The sequence below is a fragment of the Flavobacterium sp. 316 genome, assembly GCF_000967805.1.
Classification (GTDB): domain Bacteria; phylum Bacteroidota; class Bacteroidia; order Flavobacteriales; family Flavobacteriaceae; genus Flavobacterium; species Flavobacterium sediminilitoris.
The window spans coordinates 500,246-522,360 of sequence record NZ_JYGZ01000005.1 but is presented as its reverse complement, the minus strand read 5'-3'; the positions used below and the strand labels follow the sequence as shown (position 1 = coordinate 522,360).

General features: G+C 32.7%; 13 protein-coding genes, 2 tRNA genes and 2 rRNA genes. 8 read left to right on the top strand and 9 right to left on the bottom strand.

The window, feature by feature from the left end; translation table 11 throughout:
- From SY27_RS13400 to SY27_RS13380, 5 genes are all read right to left on the bottom strand, one after another.
- Nucleotides 1-2,525, bottom strand: a 23S ribosomal RNA gene (locus SY27_RS13400); the annotation flags it as partial.
- Between the two features lie 119 nt (nt 2,526-2,644).
- A tRNA-Ala gene (locus tag SY27_RS13395) sits at nt 2,645-2,718 on the bottom strand.
- A 90-nt stretch (nt 2,719-2,808) separates the two neighbouring features.
- Nucleotides 2,809-2,882, bottom strand: a tRNA-Ile gene (locus SY27_RS13390).
- Between the two features lie 86 nt (nt 2,883-2,968).
- Nucleotides 2,969-4,486, bottom strand: a 16S ribosomal RNA gene (locus tag SY27_RS13385).
- Between the two features lie 827 nt (nt 4,487-5,313).
- Nucleotides 5,314-6,546, bottom strand: coding sequence for an ABC transporter permease (locus tag SY27_RS13380; RefSeq protein ID WP_045971092.1), 1,233 nt, complete (start codon nt 6,544-6,546; stop codon nt 5,314-5,316).
- Between the two features lie 7 nt (nt 6,547-6,553).
- Between SY27_RS13380 and SY27_RS13375 the strand changes: the two genes are divergently transcribed.
- From SY27_RS13375 to SY27_RS13350, 6 genes are all read left to right on the top strand, one after another.
- Nucleotides 6,554-7,816, top strand: coding sequence for an exo-beta-N-acetylmuramidase NamZ domain-containing protein (locus tag SY27_RS13375; protein ID WP_045971183.1), 1,263 nt, complete (start codon nt 6,554-6,556; stop codon nt 7,814-7,816).
- An 89-nt stretch (nt 7,817-7,905) separates the two neighbouring features.
- Entirely contained in the window at nt 7,906-9,393 is a 1,488-nt protein-coding gene (locus SY27_RS13370; protein WP_045971090.1) for a sensor histidine kinase, read from the top strand.
- A gap of 106 nt (nt 9,394-9,499) precedes the next feature.
- Nucleotides 9,500-12,100, top strand: a complete 2,601-nt coding sequence (locus SY27_RS13365) for a zinc-dependent metalloprotease (protein WP_045971088.1) — start codon at nt 9,500-9,502, stop codon at nt 12,098-12,100.
- Between the two features lie 6 nt (nt 12,101-12,106).
- Nucleotides 12,107-15,454 (top strand): SusC/RagA family TonB-linked outer membrane protein, encoded by a 3,348-nt coding sequence (locus SY27_RS13360; protein WP_045971086.1) that lies wholly within the window; start codon nt 12,107-12,109, stop codon nt 15,452-15,454.
- Nucleotides 15,455-15,466: 12 nt separating this feature from the next.
- On the top strand, nt 15,467-16,786 hold the full coding sequence (locus SY27_RS13355) for a RagB/SusD family nutrient uptake outer membrane protein (RefSeq protein WP_045971084.1): 1,320 nt from the start codon (nt 15,467-15,469) through the stop codon (nt 16,784-16,786).
- A gap of 57 nt (nt 16,787-16,843) precedes the next feature.
- On the top strand, nt 16,844-17,608 hold the full coding sequence (locus SY27_RS13350) for a LytTR family DNA-binding domain-containing protein (protein ID WP_045971082.1): 765 nt from the start codon (nt 16,844-16,846) through the stop codon (nt 17,606-17,608).
- Nucleotides 17,609-17,626: 18 nt separating this feature from the next.
- Here SY27_RS13350 and SY27_RS13345 read toward each other — a convergent pair whose 3' ends face one another.
- Entirely contained in the window at nt 17,627-18,124 is a 498-nt protein-coding gene (locus SY27_RS13345) for a YkgJ family cysteine cluster protein (protein ID WP_045971080.1), read from the bottom strand.
- Between the two features lie 91 nt (nt 18,125-18,215).
- Here SY27_RS13345 and SY27_RS13340 point away from each other — a divergent pair, with 91 nt between their 5' ends.
- Complete coding sequence (locus SY27_RS13340; RefSeq protein ID WP_045971078.1) at nt 18,216-18,926, top strand: bifunctional 2-polyprenyl-6-hydroxyphenol methylase/3-demethylubiquinol 3-O-methyltransferase UbiG; 711 nt, start codon at nt 18,216-18,218, stop codon at nt 18,924-18,926.
- 57 nt (nt 18,927-18,983) lie between these two features.
- Here the strand turns inward: SY27_RS13340 and SY27_RS13335 are convergent, their stop codons facing one another.
- The 3 genes from SY27_RS13335 to SY27_RS13325 all read right to left on the bottom strand — a co-directional run bounded on the left by SY27_RS13335 (nt 18,984) and on the right by SY27_RS13325 (nt 21,272).
- Nucleotides 18,984-20,141 carry an aminotransferase class V-fold PLP-dependent enzyme gene (locus tag SY27_RS13335; protein WP_045971076.1) on the bottom strand — a complete coding sequence of 386 codons (1,158 nt, stop codon included), beginning with the start codon at nt 20,139-20,141 and terminating at the stop codon, nt 18,984-18,986.
- A gap of 83 nt (nt 20,142-20,224) precedes the next feature.
- Nucleotides 20,225-20,626: a DUF2059 domain-containing protein gene (locus SY27_RS13330; RefSeq protein WP_045971073.1), complete on the bottom strand. Its 402-nt coding sequence runs from the start codon at nt 20,624-20,626 to the stop codon at nt 20,225-20,227.
- A gap of 13 nt (nt 20,627-20,639) precedes the next feature.
- Nucleotides 20,640-21,272 (bottom strand): 7-carboxy-7-deazaguanine synthase QueE, encoded by a 633-nt coding sequence (locus tag SY27_RS13325; protein WP_045971071.1) that lies wholly within the window; start codon nt 21,270-21,272, stop codon nt 20,640-20,642.
- A 152-nt stretch (nt 21,273-21,424) separates the two neighbouring features.
- Here SY27_RS13325 and SY27_RS13320 point away from each other — a divergent pair, with 152 nt between their 5' ends.
- Nucleotides 21,425-22,102 (top strand): hypothetical protein, encoded by a 678-nt coding sequence (locus SY27_RS13320; protein ID WP_045971069.1) that lies wholly within the window; start codon nt 21,425-21,427, stop codon nt 22,100-22,102.
- The last annotated feature ends 13 nt before the right edge of the window (nt 22,103-22,115 follow it).

The window sequence follows — 22,115 nt, the reverse complement described above, 5'->3', positions numbered from 1 at the left end:
TTCTCCAGCCCCAGGATGTGACGAGCCGACATCGAGGTGCCAAACCCCCCCGTCGATATGAGCTCTTGGGGGAGATCAGCCTGTTATCCCCGGCGTACCTTTTATCCTTTGAGCGATGGCCCTTCCATGCGGAACCACCGGATCACTATGCTCTACTTTCGTACCTGATCGACCTGTATGTCTCTCAGTCAAGCTCCCTTATACCATTGCACTCTACGCACGGTTACCAAGCGTGCTGAGGGAACCTTTAGAAGCCTCCGTTACTCTTTTGGAGGCGACCACCCCAGTCAAACTACCCACCAAACAATGTCCCCCACTTAAGCGGGGTTAGGCCTCAGACAAGCAAAGGGTGGTATTTCAACAATGACTCCACAACGCCTARCGACGCCACTTCAAAGTCTCCCACCTATCCTACACATCACGTGTCCAAGGTCAATATTAAGCTATAGTAAAGGTGCACAGGGTCTTTTCGTCCCACTGCGGGTAATCGGCATCTTCACCGATACTACAATTTCACCGAGCTCATGGCTGAGACAGTGTCCAGATCGTTACACCATTCGTGCAGGTCGGAACTTACCCGACAAGGAATTTCGCTACCTTAGGACCGTTATAGTTACGGCCGCCGTTTACTGGGGCTTCAATTCAATGCTTCTCCGAAGATAACATCTCCTCTTAACCTTCCAGCACCGGGCAGGTGTCAGGCCCTATACTTCATCTTACGATTTTGCAGAGCCCTGTGTTTTTGATAAACAGTCGCCTGGACCTTTTCACTGCGGCCAGCATTGCTGCTGGCGACCTTTCTCCCGAAGTTACAGGTCTATTTTGCCTAATTCCTTAGCCATGAATCTCTCGAGCACCTTAGGATTCTCTCCTCAACTACCTGTGTCGGTTTACGGTACGGGTACTTATAATCTAAGTTTAGAAACTTTTCTTGGAAGCCCTTAGGCACACTATCCCTTTGTCCGAAGACTCCGAGTACTATCGTATTTCACCATTCTCTACGGATTTGCCTATAGAGAATATAGTTAGGTACTTCAACGAACTATTCCGTCAGTTCGCGGTGCTTTCATCACTCCGTCATTCCATCACAATTATAAGTAGTACGGGAATATTAACCCGTTGGCCATCGACTGTCCCTTTCGGGTTCGCCTTAGGACCCGACTAACCCTCAGCTGATTAGCATAGCTGAGGAAACCTTAGTTTTTCGGTGTGCGGGTTTCTCGCCCGCATTATCGTTACTTATGCCTACATTTTCTTTTCTAAACAGTCCAGCAATACTCACATATCACCTTCAACCCAGTTTAGAATGCTCCCCTACCACAGATTAATCTGTCCATAGCTTCGGTAGTATACTTATGCCCGATTATTATCCATGCTCGTCCGCTCGACTAGTGAGCTGTTACGCACTCTTTAAATGAATGGCTGCTTCCAAGCCAACATCCTAGCTGTCTAAGCAGACAAACCGCGTTTTTTCAACTTAGTATACATTTGGGGACCTTAGCTGATGGTCTGGGTTCTTTCCCTCTCGGACATGGACCTTAGCACCCATGCCCTCACTGCTGAGCATCATTATATAGCATTCGGAGTTTGTCAGGAATTGGTAGGTGGTGAAACCCCCGCATCCAATCAGTAGCTCTACCTCTATATAACTAATTCAGCGCTGCACCTAAATGCATTTCGGGGAGTACGAGCTATTTCCGAGTTTGATTGGCCTTTCACCCCTACCCACAGGTCATCCCAAGACTTTTCAACGTCAACGGGTTCGGACCTCCACTGTGTGTTACCACAGCTTCATCCTGCCCATGGGTAGATCACACGGTTTCGCGTCTACCATTACTGACTATGGCGCCCTATTCAGACTCGCTTTCGCTACGGATCCATACCTGAAGTACTTATCCTTGCCAGCAACGGTAACTCGTAGGCTCATTATGCAAAAGGCACGCCGTCACCCCACGAAAGGGCTCCGACCGCTTGTAAGCGTATGGTTTCAGGATCTATTTCACTCCGTTATTCACGGTTCTTTTCACCTTTCCCTCACGGTACTGGTTCACTATCGGTCTCTCAGGAGTATTTAGCCTTACCGGATGGTCCCGGCAGATTCACACAGGGTTTCACGTGCCCCGCGCTACTCAGGATACTGCTATCTATATCTTCTCTTACCTATACAGGACTATCACCTTCTTTGGTTAACCTTTCCAGGTTATTCTAATTCAATCCGCATAGAATGTCGCAGTCCTACAACCCCAAAATTGCCGTAACAACTTTGGTTTGGGCTAATCCGCGTTCGCTCGCCACTACTTACGGAATCACTTTTGTTTTCTTCTCCTCCGCCTACTTAGATGTTTCAGTTCAGCGGGTTTACTCTCCTATCGGAGTACTATGTCTTCAACATAGTGGGTTGCCCCATTCGGATATCTACGGATCAATTCGTGTGTGCCAATCCCCGTAGCTTTTCGCAGCTTATCACGTCCTTCATCGCCTCTGAGAGCCTAGGCATTCCCCATACGCCCTTATTTTGCTTATTGTACTTGTTTTTCAAATGTTATACGAATATAACACCCGAAATTTGTGCTTTCTATTATATTTTTATATTTTCTTTTCTCAATATGTCAATGAACTTTTATACTTTCTTACAAAGTATTCGTGGAGAATATCGGAGTCGAACCGATGACCTCCTGCGTGCAAGGCAGGCGCTCTAGCCAGCTGAGCTAATCCCCCATTTAGTAGTCAATAGTTAACAGTTTGCAGTTAACAGACTTCAAACGGCTTACTCAACCTCTAAAATTTCCTATAAAAACTCGAAAATTGTAGTCCCGGGCAGACTCGAACTGCCGACCCCTACATTATCAGTGTAGTACTCTAACCAGCTGAGCTACGAGACTCTGTTTTCTTTAGTTTTTATTGTTTTTTGAACTAACAGCGAGAGTAAAATCAATCTCTTATACATACAACTTTATCTTTTCTCTAGAAAGGAGGTGTTCCAGCCGCACCTTCCGGTACGGCTACCTTGTTACGACTTAGCCCCAGTTACCAGTTTTACCCTAGGCAGCTCCTTACGGTCACCGACTTCAGGTACCCCCAGCTTCCATGGCTTGACGGGCGGTGTGTACAAGGCCCGGGAACGTATTCACCGGATCATGGCTGATATCCGATTACTAGCGATTCCAGCTTCACGGAGTCGAGTTGCAGACTCCGATCCGAACTGAGACCGGTTTTGAAGATTCGCATCATGTCACCATGTAGCTGCTCTCTGTACCGGCCATTGTAGCACGTGTGTGGCCCAGGACGTAAGGGCCGTGATGATTTGACGTCATCCCCACCTTCCTCGCGGTTTGCACCGGCAGTCTCGTTAGAGTTCCCGACATTACTCGCTGGCAACTAACGACAGGGGTTGCGCTCGTTATAGGACTTAACCTGACACCTCACGGCACGAGCTGACGACAACCATGCAGCACCTTGAAAGACGTCCGAAGAAAAATCTGTTTCCAAATCTGTCGTCTCCCATTTAAGCCCTGGTAAGGTTCCTCGCGTATCATCGAATTAAACCACATGCTCCACCGCTTGTGCGGGCCCCCGTCAATTCCTTTGAGTTTCACACTTGCGTGCGTACTCCCCAGGTGGGATACTTATCACTTTCGCTTAGCCACTCAAACCGAAGTCCGAACAGCTAGTATCCATCGTTTACGGCGTGGACTACCAGGGTATCTAATCCTGTTCGCTACCCACGCTTTCGTCCATCAGCGTCAATCATTTAGTAGTAACCTGCCTTCGCAATTGGTATTCCATGTAATATCTAAGCATTTCACCGCTACACTACATATTCTAGTTACTTCCTAAACATTCAAGCCCTACAGTATCAATGGCAGTTTCCTAGTTGAGCTAGGAGATTTCACCACTGACTTATAAGGCCGCCTACGGACCCTTTAAACCCAATGATTCCGGATAACGCTTGGATCCTCCGTATTACCGCGGCTGCTGGCACGGAGTTAGCCGATCCTTATTCCTACAGTACCGTCAAGCTGCTACACGTAGCAGTGTTTCTTCCTGTATAAAAGCAGTTTACAACCCATAGGGCCGTCTTCCTGCACGCGGCATGGCTGGATCAGGCTTGCGCCCATTGTCCAATATTCCTCACTGCTGCCTCCCGTAGGAGTCTGGTCCGTGTCTCAGTACCAGTGTGGGGGATCTCCCTCTCAGGACCCCTACCCATCATTGCCTTGGTATGCCGTTACCATACCAACTAGCTAATGGGACGCATGCTCATCTTGTACCGTTGGAACTTTAATAATCAGAAGATGCCTCCCGATAATACTATGAGGTATTAATCCAAATTTCTCTGGGCTATCCCTCTGTACAAGGTAGATTGCATACGCGTTACGCACCCGTGCGCCGGTCTCAAGTTAGCAAGCTAACTCTACCCCTCGACTTGCATGTGTTAGGCCTGCCGCTAGCGTTCATCCTGAGCCAGGATCAAACTCTTCATCGTATATTTTAATTTTGTACGATAATCGCTGACGTATAGTCTAATTCAATTTACTCTCTTTTACTTTATAACTTAAATCACTTTAAGTTATGCTGTCAATCCAATATGTCTATGAACGTGTCATTCTTTTTTATTCCGCTATTCTCTCGTTTAGCGGCTGCAAAACTACAACCTTCTTTTTAATCTCGCAAGCTTTTTTTGAAATATTTTTTAAAAGTTTTTCTTAAAATTAATCCCCAAAAAATCTTACTCAACATATATCAGAACTTCGCTTGTTTAGCGGGCTGCAAAGGTAATTCTTTATTTTGAAACTGACAAACTTTTTTTGAAAAAAATTTTCTTTTTTTTGTCAACTTACAACCTTCATTATCTTTCAAAAAAATCACTCATGAACTTCGCTTAAACTTTATCACCTCATCCCTTATCTCTAAAGCATTTCAGTGAAATTGTTTGCGGGTGCAAAAGTAACTCTTTTTTTTGAAACTGACAAACTTTTTTTGAAAAAAATTTTTCTTTTTTTATCAGCTAAATAACTACCGTTATATTCTCAAAATCTTTATATGAACTTGCCTTGATTGCGGGTGCAAAAGTAGACACTTTTTTCATTCCCACAAGACTTTTTTAAACTATTTTTAAATCTTTTTTAATCATCCCTAAAAATCAATTACTTACAAATAATCTTTTTTTAACCTTTACATAACTTTATAAAATAATCAACCCTAAACACAAAAACCAAACCTCTAAAAATATACTAACACACACAAATACCATACACACACAAACAAATTATTCTCAAACTTAATCTCCTATATATATAAAGAAAATAAAAGCTATTCAAATCTAATAGCTCTAACTGGAGAAATCTTTGTTATTATAAAAGATGGGATTAACAATACTATCAAACATACTAATATAGTTCCTAGGTTTAAAAATAAAATATAACCAACATTAATATCAACTGGAGCTTGACTAACATAATAATTTTCTGGATCTAATTTTACAATTCCAAAATATTTTTGCAATAACAAAAAACTAATAGCAATTCCATTACCCCACAATAAACCTCTAACTATTATATGGGCGGCATTATAAAGAAATATTTTTCTAATATTCCAATTATTAGCTCCTATAGCTTTCAAAATACCAATCATCTGGGTTCGTTCTAAAATTAAAACCAACAATGCCACTATCATATTAATAGTAGATACTATTATCATTACAATTAAAATCACTATAATATTAAAATCAAATAATTTTAACCATTCAAAAATACTATAGTACTTATCTATTATTGTTACACTATTATATATAGGAGGTGTTGCTTTGTAAATTTCTTTTCCCTTTTCCTCTATTTTAGTAAAGTCATCAAGAAAAACTTCAAAAGAACCTACTTCAGTCTCTTTCCACTTATTAATATGCTGTATATGTCTTAAATCTCCAATAACAAAATTAGAGTCAAACTCTTCAAATCCAGAATTAAATATTCCTATCACTTTAAAGCTTCTAAGATTATATCCTTTATTTCCTTCCTTAATGAAATAGGACCTACAAATATCATTAAGTTTAAGATTTAATCTGTTAGCTAAATATTGAGACATTACAACTTCATCTGTCCTTTCATCTTTTAAGTTTGGTATTTTGCCTTCAACTAAGTACTCCTTTATATTATTCCAATTATAATCTTTACCAACTCCTTTAAAAATAATCCCTTCTACCGTTTCCTCTGTTCGAATCATAGCCGCCTTTGTTGCGACAGCTTGAATATGTCTTACACCCGAAACTGTTTTAAAGTCTGGATAAAAATCTTGAATTGTTGAGATAGGAACAGTGCTTCCTTGTGATTGATTATCATCATAAGTAGAAATAATAATATGACCGTTAAAAGCTGAAATCTTATCTCTTATTTTATTTTGGAGTCCAATTCCTGTCGCAATTGACATAATCATCATGATAACACCTATTGCAATAGCAATAATTGCAATTTTTATAATTGGCGAAGAAACACTACTTTTATGACTTTTAGTTCTAACAAGTCTTTTGGCTATAAAATATTCTAAATTCAAATCGTTTATGCTTAGTAAATTGGTCCTCAAAAATACGTTTTTATTTCTTGTATTACTTATTTTTTCTTGTGGAAATTCTATAAAGAAAGAAGAGGAAAAAGATTCTATGTCTATAAAAAAAGAAACTATTTTAAATGAAATTAAGACTGGAGCTGATAACTGGAAAGTATATCTTCCTATATTAAAAACATATAAAAACATAGGAGTTGTTGCAAATCAATCTAGTTTAGTTGATTTAAATTTAGAAAAAGAACAAAAACATTATCCCTCTTCTAGTAAAACAATACATTTGGTAGATTGGTTAATTGAGAATAAAATCAACGTTTCTTCAATATTTGCTCCTGAACATGGTTTTAGAGGAACAGCAGACGCGGGAGAATTAATTAAAAATGGAAAAGACACGAAAACAAATTTACCTATAATCTCATTATATGGTAATAATAAAAAACCAAAACCTGAACAACTAAAAAATATAGATATCATTATTTTTGACTTACAAGATGTTGGTGCTCGATTTTATACTTATATCTCTTCCTTACACTATGTGATGGAAGCTTGTGCTGAAAACAACATTCCATTAATTGTTTTAGACAGACCAAATCCAAATGGAGGAATAATTGATGGTCCTATTTTAGAACCTGAATTCAAAAGTTTTGTTGGAATGCATGAAATTCCTGTTTTACATGGTATGACGATAGGTGAATATGCTAAAATGATAAATGGTGAAAAATGGTTAAAAAATAACATACAATGTGATTTAAGAGTTATTCCATGTCTACATTATAATAAAAACATACCTTATAGTTTACCTGTAAAGCCTTCTCCTAACCTACCTAATACACAAGCCATCAACTTATATGCTAGTTTATGTTTTTTTGAAGGAACAAATGTAAGTGTTGGACGAGGCACTGATAAACAATTTCAGATATACGGTTCTCCATATTTACCTAAAAGTTCTTTTAATTTTACTCCTAAACCAAATGAAGGCGCAAAAGATCCTTTATATAATGGAAAAACATGTTATGGAGAAGATCTGACTAAAATTGAAAAAATTAATCAATTAGAATTAAAATGGCTAATAAAAGCATACAATCAAACATCTGATAAATCGAAGTTTTTTAATTCATTTTTTACGAAACTTGCTGGAACTAAAAAATTACAACAGCAAATTGAATCTGGTCAATCTGAAGCAGAAATAAAAAAAACATGGGAAAAAGATATTAATTCCTTTAAGAAAATGAGGGCTTCATATCTTATATATGAAAATTAAAAACTAAACCATTCTTGAAATTTCCTATAAAAAACACAATTTCCAGACGAACTTTTATAATTACAAGTCTCGGTGTCATTCTATTGACTATGATTGCTATCTATTCTTTAAGTAATTTAATCACAAAAATCACAGAAAAATCAAATCATGAAATAGCACAACGAAGTTTTTTAAAAAAATATGATGTTTTTCAACAAGAATTTTCGCGCTTATTAGAACAAAAGAAAAACGTTAATCAAATACTGAAGATAAGTGATGACAAAGACTTAATTAATAATCTTTCTGTTTTAAACACTGTCCAGCTTAGTAATCCTGTTGTTATTCGAAATTGGTTTCAAATAAATGATGGACCAATACGTGTAAATAATTCATCTGAAAAAGGATACATTAATAAGAATGTTAACCTATCTGTTGAATCAATTCATAAAAAAGAAAACACAAGCGTCATTTTCCAACAAGATAACATATTGATTTGGCGTAATTATTTTAAAATTCATAAAAACGACTCAATAATTATCCGTTATGGCTATGATGTAGATTTAAAAAAACTCCATAGCTATTTTTCTACAATTGATGAAAATTCACCTAACTATGCCTTTGTTTTTGACAAAAACGGAACAACTATTTTTCATCCTGATTCTGATAAAAACGGAAAAAATATTTTTAGCTTTTCAAACATTAAGCCGTCAGATACTATTTTTCAAAATGGAATAACTTATAATGAAGAAATTGCAATATCTGAGTATTTGCAGTTAGATGTTATTAGATTCATAAAACCTTTACACTTTGAAGGCATTGATTGGTATATTTGTATAAACTTCCCAAAATTAATTGCAGATGAAAATGTAAATAATGTAAAAAAATATGCTTCCGCTATTTACCTAACGACAACTTTTATTCTAGTCTTTATATTTTATTTATTTAATCGTGCAAACCGAAAAGAGTATCTTGAAAAAGAATCATTAATAAGAGATAAAAATAAATTGTTACTAGAAAATGAGAAAGTAACAAAGGAAAAAGCATTAATTCAATTACAACAATTGAAAGAGCAAATCAATCCACATTTTTTATTCAATACTTTGAATTCTCTTTATATGTTGATTGATGTAAATAATCAAACAGCAAAGAAATTCACTTTAAATTTATCTAAAATTTATCGATATCTTATTGAACCGCCACAAGAAAATATAGTTCCATTAAATGAAGAACTATCCTTTATAGAAAAATACATTTTTTTGCAAATGACTCGATTTAATGAAGAACTACAATTCTCAATTGAAATAGAAGAAGATTCTGGATTAATAAAAAACATTCCATATTTAGCTCTTCAAATTTGTATTGAAAATATTATAAAACATAATTCTGCCACAATTGAATCACCTTTAAGAACTCGAATTATTATTAAAAAAGACACTGTAATTATTAGCAATAATTTACAAAAAAAGACAAATCCTGAAAAAAGTAATAATTTTGGACTAAAATATTTACAAAGTATCTATAATTATTATTCTAAAGAAGACTTTAAAACATTTGAAAAAGATGGAAATTTCACCTGTATACTTCCATTAATTGATTAAAAAAATCACTCACTCTCAAAAAATAGCCACTCACTCCCTTTTGTTTTTATATTATCGTCAAACCCCATAAATTTCACGATAATTATTTAACCTAAACTTAACATAAATGAGACAAAAGGCATTCATATCAAACACAAAATATGTATTGATATTATTGTTTTTATTAAGTAATATTTCCGCTTTTTCGCAAAAAAGAAAGCAAAAAAATACAAAATCAGAAACGACAAAAGATACTACAGTTACAAAAACGAAAGGTTATGCTGAACTAATTAAAAAAGGAACTTTCAAAAAAGGTTTATTTAACACCATTCAGGTTAAAACCGATATCTATTTTGAAATTCCTGATAGTTTAATGGGCAGAGAATTCCTTGTAGTGAATAAATTATCACAAGTTCCTATGCAAGTTAATGAAGCAGGCTTAAACAAAGGAATGAATTATGAAAATAAAGTAATTACTTTTTACAAAGATACTATTGCAAAAAAAGTTTGGGTTAAATCATATCTACCAAAAGTTTCGTCTCCTGAAAATGATGCCATTACGGAATCTGTAAAGAATAATTTTTCAGAATCAATAATAGAGTTTTTTGACATTGAAACCAAAAATAATGATTCAACTTCTGTAGTAATAAAAGTCAATAAAATATTTGATGGAAAGCAAAAAAGTTTCAATGATATATTAAGCAATATTGGCTTTGGCGGATCTGTTAAATCAGACTTATCATATATTGAAAATGTGAAAACATTTCCAAACAATATAATTGTGAAATCACAATTAACTACTCTTATAAGTGAAGGAGGTCCTGCTTTATTCGTAACTTTAGGGGTAACTAGCAATATTGTTTTATTAGACAAAGTTCCTATGAAGCCTCGATTTTCAGACAAACGTATTGGCTATTTCACAGAAAAGCACTGGTATTTTAATGATAATCAACATGCAATGGTTGAAAAAGAACTAATTACTAGATGGAGGCTGGAACCAAAAAAAGAGGATGAAGACAAATATTTAAAAGGAGAATTAGTAGAGCCTAAAAAACCAATTGTCTATTATATTGATCCTTCTACACCTAAACAATGGAGACAATATATTATTGATGGTGTACACGATTGGCAAGCCGCTTTTGAAAAAGCTGGATTTAAAAATGCAATAATAGCAAAAGAACCAACTGAAGCAGACACAGATTTTGATGTTGATGATGTTCGTTATTCTGTTATTACTTATGCTGCTTCTCCAAAAGCAAATGCGATGGGTCCTTCTGTAGTTGATCCAAGAAGTGGAGAAATACTTGAAGCTGATATTATATGGTGGCACAATGTAATGACTTCTTTACATAGTTGGATGCGTATTCAAACTGGACCAATTGATCCAAAAGCAAGAGGTAATAAATTTAGTGATGAACATATGGGTGAAGCTATTCGATTTGTTTCATCACATGAAGTTGGACACACTTTTGGATTAAAACACAATATGGGTTCTTCATTTGCGTTTGAAGTAGACTCTTTACGCTCTAAAGATTTTACAGAAAAAATGGGTGGAACAGCTCCTTCGATCATGGATTATGCACGTTATAACTATGTTGCACAACCTGAAGACAGCATAACAGCAATCACTCCTAAAATTGGAGAATATGATAAATATGCTATTGATTGGGGATATAGATGGTATCCAAGTGAAACAGAAGAGAAAGAAAAATTAAATATGTTAATTGCTAAACATCAAAATGATCCTATTTATTTTTATGGAGAACAACAAGATGGTGGTGCTATAATTGATCCTCGTTCTCAATCTGAAGATTTAGGAAACGATGCAGTTAAAGCAAGTGAATATGGATTAAAAAACTTAAAAAGGGTTGTTGAAAACATCTTAACTTGGACGTATGACAAAGATAAGTCATATTATCAAACTGGCAAACTATATATCGGAACTATTGGTCAATGGCAATTATATAACCGTCATGTTCTAAATAATATTGGCGGAGTATATTTAAATACAACAGTACATGGTGATGACAAAGCAAGTTATATTCCGGTTCCAGCCGCAATGCAAAGAAAAGCAACAGACTACTTATTAAAAAATGTAATTACAATTCCAGAGTGGTTATTCTTTAACTCTATTCTTGACAAAACAAATCCATTAAAAGACTCTCCTATTGGTCCATATGAATATACACCTTATACTTTATCTAGAGAATTACAATATGGTATTTTATATGATTTATTCAGAGATGAACGTTTATTAAGAATGATTGAAAATGAATTATATCAACGAAATAACAGTAAAGAAAAACTATTTACTGTAGGCAATCTTTTTGGAAAGGTTCATCAACATGTTTTTAATGGAACTATTCAAAATAAATCGTTGTCAATTTTGGAACGTATGACACAAAAAAATTATGTAGATGTATTAATTGTTTCGACAAATAAACTATTTGAAAAAACAGACTCTAAAAAATCAATTCAATTTACAAAAACATTAAATATGCCATCATTATGTAATCATATTCATGAATACAAAATGATTAGAAATATAAATCAATCTTCTTTAAAAAGAGTTACTGAAGTAACATCTGAGAAGAAAGGAGAATTAAATAAAATTTTACGATTATTACAATTAAAGAAGAATACAGGAAATCAAGAAACTAGAAATCATTATGCAGATCTAATTAATCGTATTAACAAAGCACTTAACAACTCGCTATTAACTAACTAATAAAAAATGAAAAAACTATTTTTTTTAATGACTATCATACTTTCTTATGCTAGTCATGCTCAAGAAACTAGAACAATTACTGGACAAGTAATTGATGCCGAAGATAGATTACCCATTCCAGGTGTTTCAGTTTATGTAGAAAAACAGTCTATCTCTAATGAAACTGGACAAAGTGGTATTATTCAAAGTACTAGTGTAGGAACAATTACTGACATGGATGGATACTTCAAATTAGAAATAAATAAGGAAGTAAAAAATTTACGTGTTAGCTTCATGGGATACCAATCCTATTTAATTGATTTATCTTCTCAAAATAATTATAATATTGCTTTAAAAGTAGATTTAAATGAATTACAAGAAATTGTAGTAACAGGTTATCAAAAAATAGAAAAGCGAAAACTAACATCTGCTTTAACTAAAGTAGATATGGAGGATATTCAACAAGCTGGTGTTGCAAGTGTAGATCAATTGTTAGCTGGTCAAGTGGCTGGTGTTGCCATCACTCCAGGAAATGGAGCTCCAGGTGGTGCAGCAAAAATCAGAATTAGAGGAACAGCTTCTCTATCTGGTCCGCAAGATCCACTTTGGGTATTAGATGGTCTTCCATTAGAAGGAAATGATGTTCCAAACTTTAATGATAAAGATAATATTGATCAATTAAACAATTTCTCTATTGCAGGATTAAACCCTGATGACATAAAAGATATTACAATTTTAAAAGATGCTGCTGCAACAGCCATTTATGGTGCAAGAGCAGCAAATGGTGTAATTGTAATTACAACTAAAAAAGGAAGAAAAGGAAAAATGTCCGTAAATTTTACTGCAAATACATTTGTAACTCAAAAACCAGATTTTTCAAAGTTAAATTTAATGAATGCTAATCAAAAAGTTGATTTCGAATTAGCGTTAGCTGGACGTTCTGATTTAACATTCAGAGATGAAAAAGGTGAAATTTCTCGCATTTTAAATGGTTCAGGAGAATTAGATGCATATAGAACAGGTGGTTTTTCTGCTTTAACTCCTGGAACACAACAAGCTATTAATACCCTACGCAATAATCAAACAGATTGGGGTAATTTATTATATAGAACTGCCGTTAATAAACAATATGGTCTAAGCTTATCAGGTGGTGGTGAAAAATCAGACTATTACTTTTCTTTAGGATATTATGATGAAAAAGGAACAACTATAGGTACTGGTTTTGAAAGATATAATATTACTTTAAAAAACAATTACGAATTATCTGATAGATTCAAAGTAGGCATTGGTATATTTGGAAATCAAAGTAAAAACTCTTCTTATATTTCAGATAGTGATGCTTTTACCAATCCTGCGAACTATTCTAGAAATGCGAATCCATACCTTTCTCCAAAAGACGAAAATGGGAACTATATATATGATCAAGATATTCAAGGATATTCAGATCGTTATGTTCCTTTTAACTTTTTAGAAGAAAGAGAAAACACTTCTTACGAATTAAAAACAAGAGCTATAAAGGCAATTTTTGACTTAGAGTACAAAGTTACTAACGACTTAAAACTAACATCTCAAATTGGTTTACAAATGGATAACTCTGGAACAGAAAAATATGCTGGAAAAGAAACTTATTTTTCACGTAAAGAAAGAGAAAAAACAAGACGATACAGTAATGGAAGCTACTATTACTTTATGCCAGAAGGTGGTATTATCCAAAACTGGAATACTGATTTTTTCCAATACAACATAAAAACACAGTTGATGTATAATAAAATCATTAATGAAAAACACGAATTGGATTTCCTTGTTGGTAATGAGCTAAGAAGAACTTACAACACTAACATTTACTCAAGAGGTTTTGGTTATGATCGTCAAACAGGCACTACTAGTCAAATTGTTTTTCCTAATCAAGAAGTAGCTAATAGTAATGAATATAGAACTTACAATAGGACTAAAAATGAAAATGCATTTGCTTCTATGTATGCAACAGCATCTTACACTTACAATAGAAAATATACTGTATTTGGAAGTGTTAGATATGATGGCTCTGATTTATTTGGAGTAGATCCTAAATATAAGTATTTACCATTATGGTCTATTTCAGGATCATGGTTAGCTTCAGAAGAAGATTTTATAAAAAACAACATATCAGCCATTAGTAATTTAAGATTTCGTGCTTCTTATGGTTTACAAGGGAACATTGACAAAGGAACATCTCCTTTTGTAGTCGGAAATTATGGAAATGCTAATATATTACCTGGACAATCTGAAACAACAATTGTAGTAACAAGTCCTCCAAACAGCAAATTACGTTGGGAAAAAACAGAAAATGTAAACTTTGGTTTAGACTTAGGTGTTTTAAAAAACCGTATCAATGTAGCAGCAGATTTATATGGAAGAAGAAGTACTGATTTATTAGGTATTCGTGCTTTACCTCTTGAAAACGGATTTGAATATACAAATATGAACTGGGCTCAAGTAACTAATAAAGGATACGAAATTTCAGTATCAACTAAAAACATTGATAATCCAAACTTTAAATGGTCGACTAACTTTAATTTTGCTCATAACAAAAGTAATATTGATCGTATAGAAGTAAGAGCAAACAGTTATCTTCCTTCAGGAGAAGGCTACCCTGTTAATGCTGTTTTTGCATTAAAAACTGCTGGAATTGATGAAAATGGATATCCTCAATTTTTGAACAATAATGGAGAAGTTGTAAATGCTGTAGACTTCTTCCAATTATATGATCCTTATGCTGTAATTTTCCCTGGTGAAATTTCTCAATCAAGACTAACTGAAAATGCTGAAAATTTCAGAAGTTTGTTTACTTATGTTGGAGATAGAGATCCTAAATTTACAGGAGGTTTTATTAATACTTTTAAAATTAAAAACTTTGACTTAACTGTTTCAACCACTTTTAATTTAAAACAAACAGTTGTTAGAACACCTCCATATAATGGAACACAAGTAGATAGAGGTCAAAACTTTACTACTGATATTTTAAACGCATGGTCTCCATCTAATCCTAATTCTAATTTACCTGGAATTGTTGGAGCAAATTCAGGAACAGGTGATTCATGGATGGCTTATCAATGGTTTGCAAACGGCTCTCCTGTTAACACTTATGCTCTTTTAGACACTTGGGTTAATGAAATGAGTTATATGAGACTTAGCAGTATTCGTTTAGGGTATACATTACCAAAATCTGTAACGGATAAAATGAAAATTCAAAATGTAAGATTCAGTGTGGAAGGAAGAAATCTTTTTGTTGTTAGCTCTGATTATAAAGGATACTTTGATCCAGAAACATTTGGTAATATTTATGCACAACCAATTCCTAGATCTATAACATTAGGCTTAAACTTAACTTTTTAAAAATTGAGAATTATGAAAAACATATCAAAATATATAATTCTATTTACAATTGCAATTGGAATGAATAGTTGCGATGACTACCTAGATATTAAACCAGAAGGAAAAGTAATACCTGAAACATTAGAAGATTTTCGTGCTGTATTAACTACTGGATATAGTGCTTTCCCTAGACATAAATCATTAACTACTTTAAGAGCAGATGAACTTGTTCTAAATGAGTTTGACGATCAATTATTATATAGTAAAGATATTTACATTTGGAAAGATGCAAATCCTGATCCAGCAACAACGAGTTTTCAATGGGCACAATTATATAACACTATTTTTTATACTAATGTAGTAATTAATGATGGTAACGCAAAAGTTCCTTCTTCTCCTGAGAAAGATCAATTAATTGGTGAAGCATATGCTTTAAGAGCACTTACTTATTTTGATTTAATCAATTTATTTGGAAAACCATATAATACTACTACTTCTTCTTCAGACAGAGGAGTTCCATTAGCTTTAGAAATAGATTTAGAACAAGAATTTATCCCAGAGAGTGTTGCTAATGTTTACACCCAAATACTTTCTGATATTGATGACGCTAAAAATTTATTAAATCAAGATACGCAAGTAACAGGATTAAACTATCGTTTTTCAAAAGCAGCTATCTATGCATTAGAAGCAAGAGTTCGTTTATATAGAAATGAATGGCAAAAAGCTTTAGATGCAGTCAATATTGCTTTATCATATAGAAATGAATTAATAGATCTTAATACTGATTCAACTTTACCAAATAAATATGATACTGTTGAATCTGTAATGGCATTAGAAGATGTTTTTACAAATTCTCTAAAAGTTTCTACTTATGTTTCTCCTGAATTAATTGCGGCTTTCGATCAAACAAATGATTTACGTTTTCCTTTATATTTTGAAGCTTCAGGAAGTAGATTCCAATTTGAAAAAGGAGGTGAGCAAGAACAAAAATGTACTTTTAGAACTTCTGAATTATATTTAATTAAAGCTGAAGCTGAATTAAGGTTAAACAATTTTAGTGATTCAAAAACGACATTGCTTCCATTGTTGCAAAAAAGATATACTCCAACAGCTTATACTCAGTTAAGTACTGACATTAATACAATGTCCGATCAAGATTTCACAATCTTCCTTTTTGAAGAAAGAAAACGTGAATTAGCAGTAGAAGGTCATCGTTGGTTTGATCTAAGAAGAATGAATCAAAAACAAATCATTCATCAAGTAGAAGGTCAAGATTATACACTCATAGAAAACGATCCGAGATACACATTACCATATCCACGAAATGCACAGTTAAATAACCCAAACTTATAATTAAAAAATCCCGAATTTGAAATTCGGGATTTTTTTTTACTTTTACATAAAAAGAAAATGAAAATAGCTATTGTAGAAGACGAACATTTAGCTTCCAGTTACCTAAAATCAATTTTAGAAAAACAAGAAGTTATTTCAGTATCTAAAATAACTATTTTAAAATCTGTAAAAGAAGCTGTTGCTTTTTTCAAAGAGCATACAATAGATTTAGTTTTTATGGATATTCATTTAGGAGATGGAAAAAGCTTAGATATTTTTGAAGAGATTTCTATTCCAAGTCCTATCATATTTGTAACTGCTTATGACACTTATGCTATAAAAGTGTTCAAACATTTCACTATTGATTACTTATTAAAACCTTTTGAAGAAGAAGAACTTATTTCTGCTTTATCAAAATATAAAAAAATAAAAGGTTCTTTTAACTTAAATCAAACCGTACAATCACTTGATTTAATAGAAAACAAAAACATCGATTCATACCAAAAACGTTTTTTAGTCAATCATGGTTATAAATTTATCTCTATTAATGATTCTGATATTAGTTGTTTTATGGGTTCAGGTAAACATCTCTTCATCTATACTTCCAACGGAAATAGTTACCTATACAATGATACTATTAAGGATATAATCAATAAACTAAATCCAGAATTCTTTTTTAAAGTAAACAGAAAGTACATATTACATATATCTGCAATAAAAGAAGTAATTCGTCATACTAGTCAAAAAGTAGAGATAAAAGTAATTGATACTATAAATGAAGATAATCCTATACTAGTAAGCAAAAATGAAATTACTAACTTTAAAAAATGGCTTGATCGATAATTTTAAAAAAAATCTTTTTTACAATGGTAATTTCTCTTTCATTTTCTCCACAATATTAAAAGCCGCTGGACAAATAGCAACATTTTTTAGTGTAAGATTTGAGATTTGCTGAAACTTTTTTCTATCAGTATGAGGAAATTCTCTACATGCTTTTGGTCTTACATCATATATAAAACACTTGTTATCGTTATCTAAAAATGTACAAGGAACACTTTGAAGTACATAATCATTATCCTCATCTACACGAAGATATTGATTAATAAACTGTTGTGGTTTCTGTCTAAAGTGTTTTGAAATACGCTCTATATCAGCAGAAGTAAACAATGGACCTGTTGTTTTACAACAATTAGCACATTCCAAACAATCCGTTTTTTTAAATTCAGCATCATGTAAATCTTGCATTACATAATCTAAATTCTTAGGTGTTCTTTTTTTTAACTTATCAAAATACTTTTTGTTTTCGTTATGCTTATCTTTGGCTAACTTTTCAAGTTCGTTTAATGATGGTTTTAGCATTTGGTATTAATTTCTAAAAGCAAAGTTACACAACTTATATTTTAATAACCTAAAAACAAAGGAAGATTACCTTGTTCATCAAAATAATATCATGAAAGACCTTTTTGGAAAAGCTATTTTAGATTATCAAACTAATAATAATCCTGAGGATTTAATTACCGAAACTTCTATTAGTGAAGCTGATGAAATGAGTGTTGCCTATTTATTTCGTGATTTTTCAGAAATGCCAAAGATAGAACAAAAAGCATTACAACTTTCCAAAGGTAAAATCCTTGATGTAGGTTGTGGAGCAGGAAGTCATTCTTTATATCTTCAAAATAAAAAGAACTTTGATGTTACATCTATAGATATTTCTTCTAATGCTATAAAAGCTTGTGAATTAAGAGGACTTAAAAAAGCTAAAGTACAAGATATAATGACTTTAGAAAATGAGAAGTTTGACACCATTTTATTATTAATGAATGGAGCAGGAATGTGTGGAAAATTAAAAAATGTTTCTGATTTTCTTCTAAAACTAAAATCATTATTAACAGAAAGCGGACAAGTACTGGTAGATAGTTCTGATATTATTTACATGTTTGATGAAGATGAAGATGGTGGAAAATGGATCCCATCTGATGTTGAATATTATGGTGAAGTTATCTTTGATATTCAGTATAAAAACGAAAAAGAAGATTCTTTTAATTGGATGTATATTGATTATAATACACTTCAAAATGCAGCAATTGCAAATGGTTTACAATGTGAATTAATCTTAGAAGGTGAACATTATGATTATTTGGCTCGAATAACTCATTTATAATTTGGAACTATCTATTATAATAACCCCAAATTATAAACATATTACTTAATTTTAAAACTACAATTCAATCAAATTTGTTGTTTCAATAATATCTTGAATAGCTTTATATAAAATATCTAAATCTTCTTGTGAATTATAAGCATTTATGGAATATCTTATATAAATTTCATCATTTAATGGCATCACAGGTATTTGAATTTGATATTTATTATATAATAAATTCTTTAATTCTAAAGGTTGTTTTGTTTTAACCAAAACACTTGCCATTTGACCTAAAAACTCAGCATCAATAGGACAGATCGGTTTTGTCTTTAACAAATTGCAAAAGCGTTGATAATTATCAATTACTATTTGTTTACATTCTTTCGATTTTTGTTTCCAATTATTTACTTCTAAAAATTCAATTACTTTAGGAGTACACAAATAAGCAGAAAAATCATTTGTTCCTTGTAATTCATGATAATCTAAAAATTGTGTTTCTCCTGCAACAACAGGTTCATAACCCCAACTTACAACCAAAGGATCTAAATCATTTTGAAGTTTTTCTTTTACATATAAAAATGAACTTCCCTTTGGTGCTAACATCCATTTATGTAAAGTTCCTGTATAATAATCTGGATTTAACTCTTGAATATCTAAATCAATATGTCCTGGAACATGAGCACCATCAACAATTGTTATTAATCCTAATTCCTTTGCTTTATCGCAAATTTCCTTTACTGGGAAAATCAAAGCTGTAGCACTCGATATCTGATTTAAAAAAATCACTTTCGTTTTACTAGTATATCCTTTCCAAAACTCTTCAAGGATTTGCTCCTTAGACATTATTGGCAATGATATCTCTTGTCTTATATATTTTGCACCACTTTTTTTACAATAGAAATTCCAAGTTCTATCCATTGCTCCATACTCATGATTAGTAGTTAAAATCTCATCTCCAGCTTGTAATTTTAAACTTCTCATTATCACATTCACCGCAAATGTAGGATTTGGTGTAAAAAACACATCTTGCGCTTTACACCCGACATAAGCAGATAAACTTTCACGAGCTATCTTTAAATATCCTTTTAATTTATTTTGAACAAAGAATACTGGATCATTTTCTAATTCTAATTGAAATCTTTGATATTCTTCAAAAATAGGCTTTGGACATGAACCAAATGATCCATGATTTAAAAAAGTAATAGTAGGATTAAGATAAAACTCTGATTTCATATAAAATATATTTTACGTAAAAATAAAAATCTCAGAACAATAATGTCTGAGATTTTTAAATAAATTATTCACTTAAAACAATTTTATTGCATGTACTTCATCATTAAGCCTTGTAAACTTGCACCCCATTCTTGAGCTGCTTGTAAATTTTTCGAATACAATTCTTCTGCTTTTTCTGTCATTTTCTTTCCTACTGGAGAATTATAAAATTTCAACATTTCTTTCACATCTTCATGCGTATATATTTCCATGTATGCTTTTGCCATTTCATCATATAATGCAGGTAGAGAAGCATCAAAATCTTTAGAAAAATCAGCTTTCTTTTCTTCTGCTATATTTCCAATGATTTGCTCTTTCGCTAATTTCATTTGTGCTGTAGAACCTGAGGCTTTTAAAACTTTTAAAACATCTTGTTTAAAAGCATCTTGAGCCATTCCTAATTGTGTAATACATAAAACTACAATCGTTAAAATTATTTTTTTCATATTTATTTATATTTTAAGGTATATTCAAATATTTATGTGTTTGCAGTGAAATTCTCCATTTCGGATTATTCATTACATAGTCAATAATCAAAGGAGTCATTTCTCCCTTTTTACTCCATTCTGGTTGCAAAAACAAAATAGCATTTTTATTTGTTTTGGCTGCTTGTTCCTCTGCAAATTGAAAATCATGTTTATTATAAATAATCACTTTTAATTCATTTGCAATATCATAAGCCCCTTGAACAGGTAGTTTCATTTTTTTTGGAGACAAACAAAACCAATCCCACTTTCCTGTTACTGGATAAGCACCTGATGTTTCAATATGTACTTTTAAACCTTCTTCTCTTAACTTTGAAGTTATTAACGACATATCCCATGTTAAGGGTTCTCCTCCTGTAATTACAACTGTTTCTGCGTGTTTTTTTGCATTAGACACTATAACGTCTGTTGCTGTAGGAGGATGTAAATCGGCATTCCAACTTTCCTTTACATCACACCAATGACATCCTACATCACATCCGCCAATTCTTATAAAGTAAGCTGCTGTTCCTGTATGAAAACCTTCTCCTTGAATAGTATAAAACTCTTCCATTAAAGGTAACATTTCTCCTTTATCAACTGCTAATTGGGTTTCTTTCTTTAACATTTTAAACTAAAATAGTTTGCAAAGGTAGTGAAAAACAATTCAAAAACTTATTTTGTCAAATTACTAAAAATCAATCTTTAACATTTTATTAATACGGAAAAAGTACAGAAAAATTATTTTTGCCCCGCTATTAAAACCATTTTACACTGTTTATGAAACCTTTTTTTCTTTTATTGCTAACGAGCTATGCTTGTTTTAGCCAAGTAGGTATTGGCACCAATACACCAAATTCTTCATCTTTATTGGAAATATCAAGCACTGATAAAACTTTTGTACCTCCTAGAATGACAAATGCTCAAATGCTAGCCATTCCAAATCCATTAATCGCATCAATTGTATATAATACTACATTTAATTCTTTATATATTTATAATTCTCTTGGATGGAAAAGCATGTTAGAAACAGATAATCCTAATTTAATCTGTAAAAAAAGTGGAGGTTCTCTTATGGTCTCAAATAACACATATTATAATTTTCCTTTAAATAGTACTCACATACAATCGCAGAATGCTTCAACGTATGAAATTATATCTAATGGAAAAATTAGAATTAAAGAAAATGGGATTTATATGGTAGGAGCTCAATTATCCGTAAATAATATGCCTAGTGGCACAAAAGCCTATTCAATTGCTGTTTTTAAAAATGAAACTCTAATTGGACTATTAAATAAAAATGAATCAATACAATCATCAACAGATTACTGGGGAACAAGTGGCATGATGACTTTTAGATTCGCTATTGGTGATGAAATAGAAATAAAGTATTTAGTTAACAACAATCAATCCTTATCTCTTGTTTTTGCAGCTTTTAGCTTTGTTAAAATAAATTAATAATAACTTATAA

Excerpts from the sequence above, each read along its gene's own strand:
- SY27_RS13355 (WP_045971084.1), top strand. The coding sequence starts at position 15,467 with ATGAAAAACATATCAAAATATATAATTCTATTTACAATTGCAATTGGA.
- SY27_RS13370 (WP_045971090.1), top strand. The coding sequence starts at position 7,906 with ATGATTGCTATCTATTCTTTAAGTAATTTAATCACAAAAATCACAGAA.
- SY27_RS13350 (WP_045971082.1), top strand. The coding sequence starts at position 16,844 with ATGAAAATAGCTATTGTAGAAGACGAACATTTAGCTTCCAGTTACCTA.
- SY27_RS13320 (WP_045971069.1), top strand. The coding sequence starts at position 21,425 with ATGAAACCTTTTTTTCTTTTATTGCTAACGAGCTATGCTTGTTTTAGC.
- SY27_RS13335 (WP_045971076.1), bottom strand. The coding sequence starts at position 20,141 with ATGAAATCAGAGTTTTATCTTAATCCTACTATTACTTTTTTAAATCAT.
- SY27_RS13340 (WP_045971078.1), top strand. The coding sequence starts at position 18,216 with ATGAAAGACCTTTTTGGAAAAGCTATTTTAGATTATCAAACTAATAAT.
- SY27_RS13360 (WP_045971086.1), top strand. The coding sequence starts at position 12,107 with ATGAAAAAACTATTTTTTTTAATGACTATCATACTTTCTTATGCTAGT.
- SY27_RS13330 (WP_045971073.1), bottom strand. The coding sequence starts at position 20,626 with ATGAAAAAAATAATTTTAACGATTGTAGTTTTATGTATTACACAATTA.
- SY27_RS13345 (WP_045971080.1), bottom strand. The coding sequence starts at position 18,124 with ATGCTAAAACCATCATTAAACGAACTTGAAAAGTTAGCCAAAGATAAG.
- SY27_RS13375 (WP_045971183.1), top strand. The coding sequence starts at position 6,554 with ATGCTTAGTAAATTGGTCCTCAAAAATACGTTTTTATTTCTTGTATTA.
- SY27_RS13365 (WP_045971088.1), top strand. The coding sequence starts at position 9,500 with ATGAGACAAAAGGCATTCATATCAAACACAAAATATGTATTGATATTA.
- SY27_RS13325 (WP_045971071.1), bottom strand. The coding sequence starts at position 21,272 with ATGTTAAAGAAAGAAACCCAATTAGCAGTTGATAAAGGAGAAATGTTA.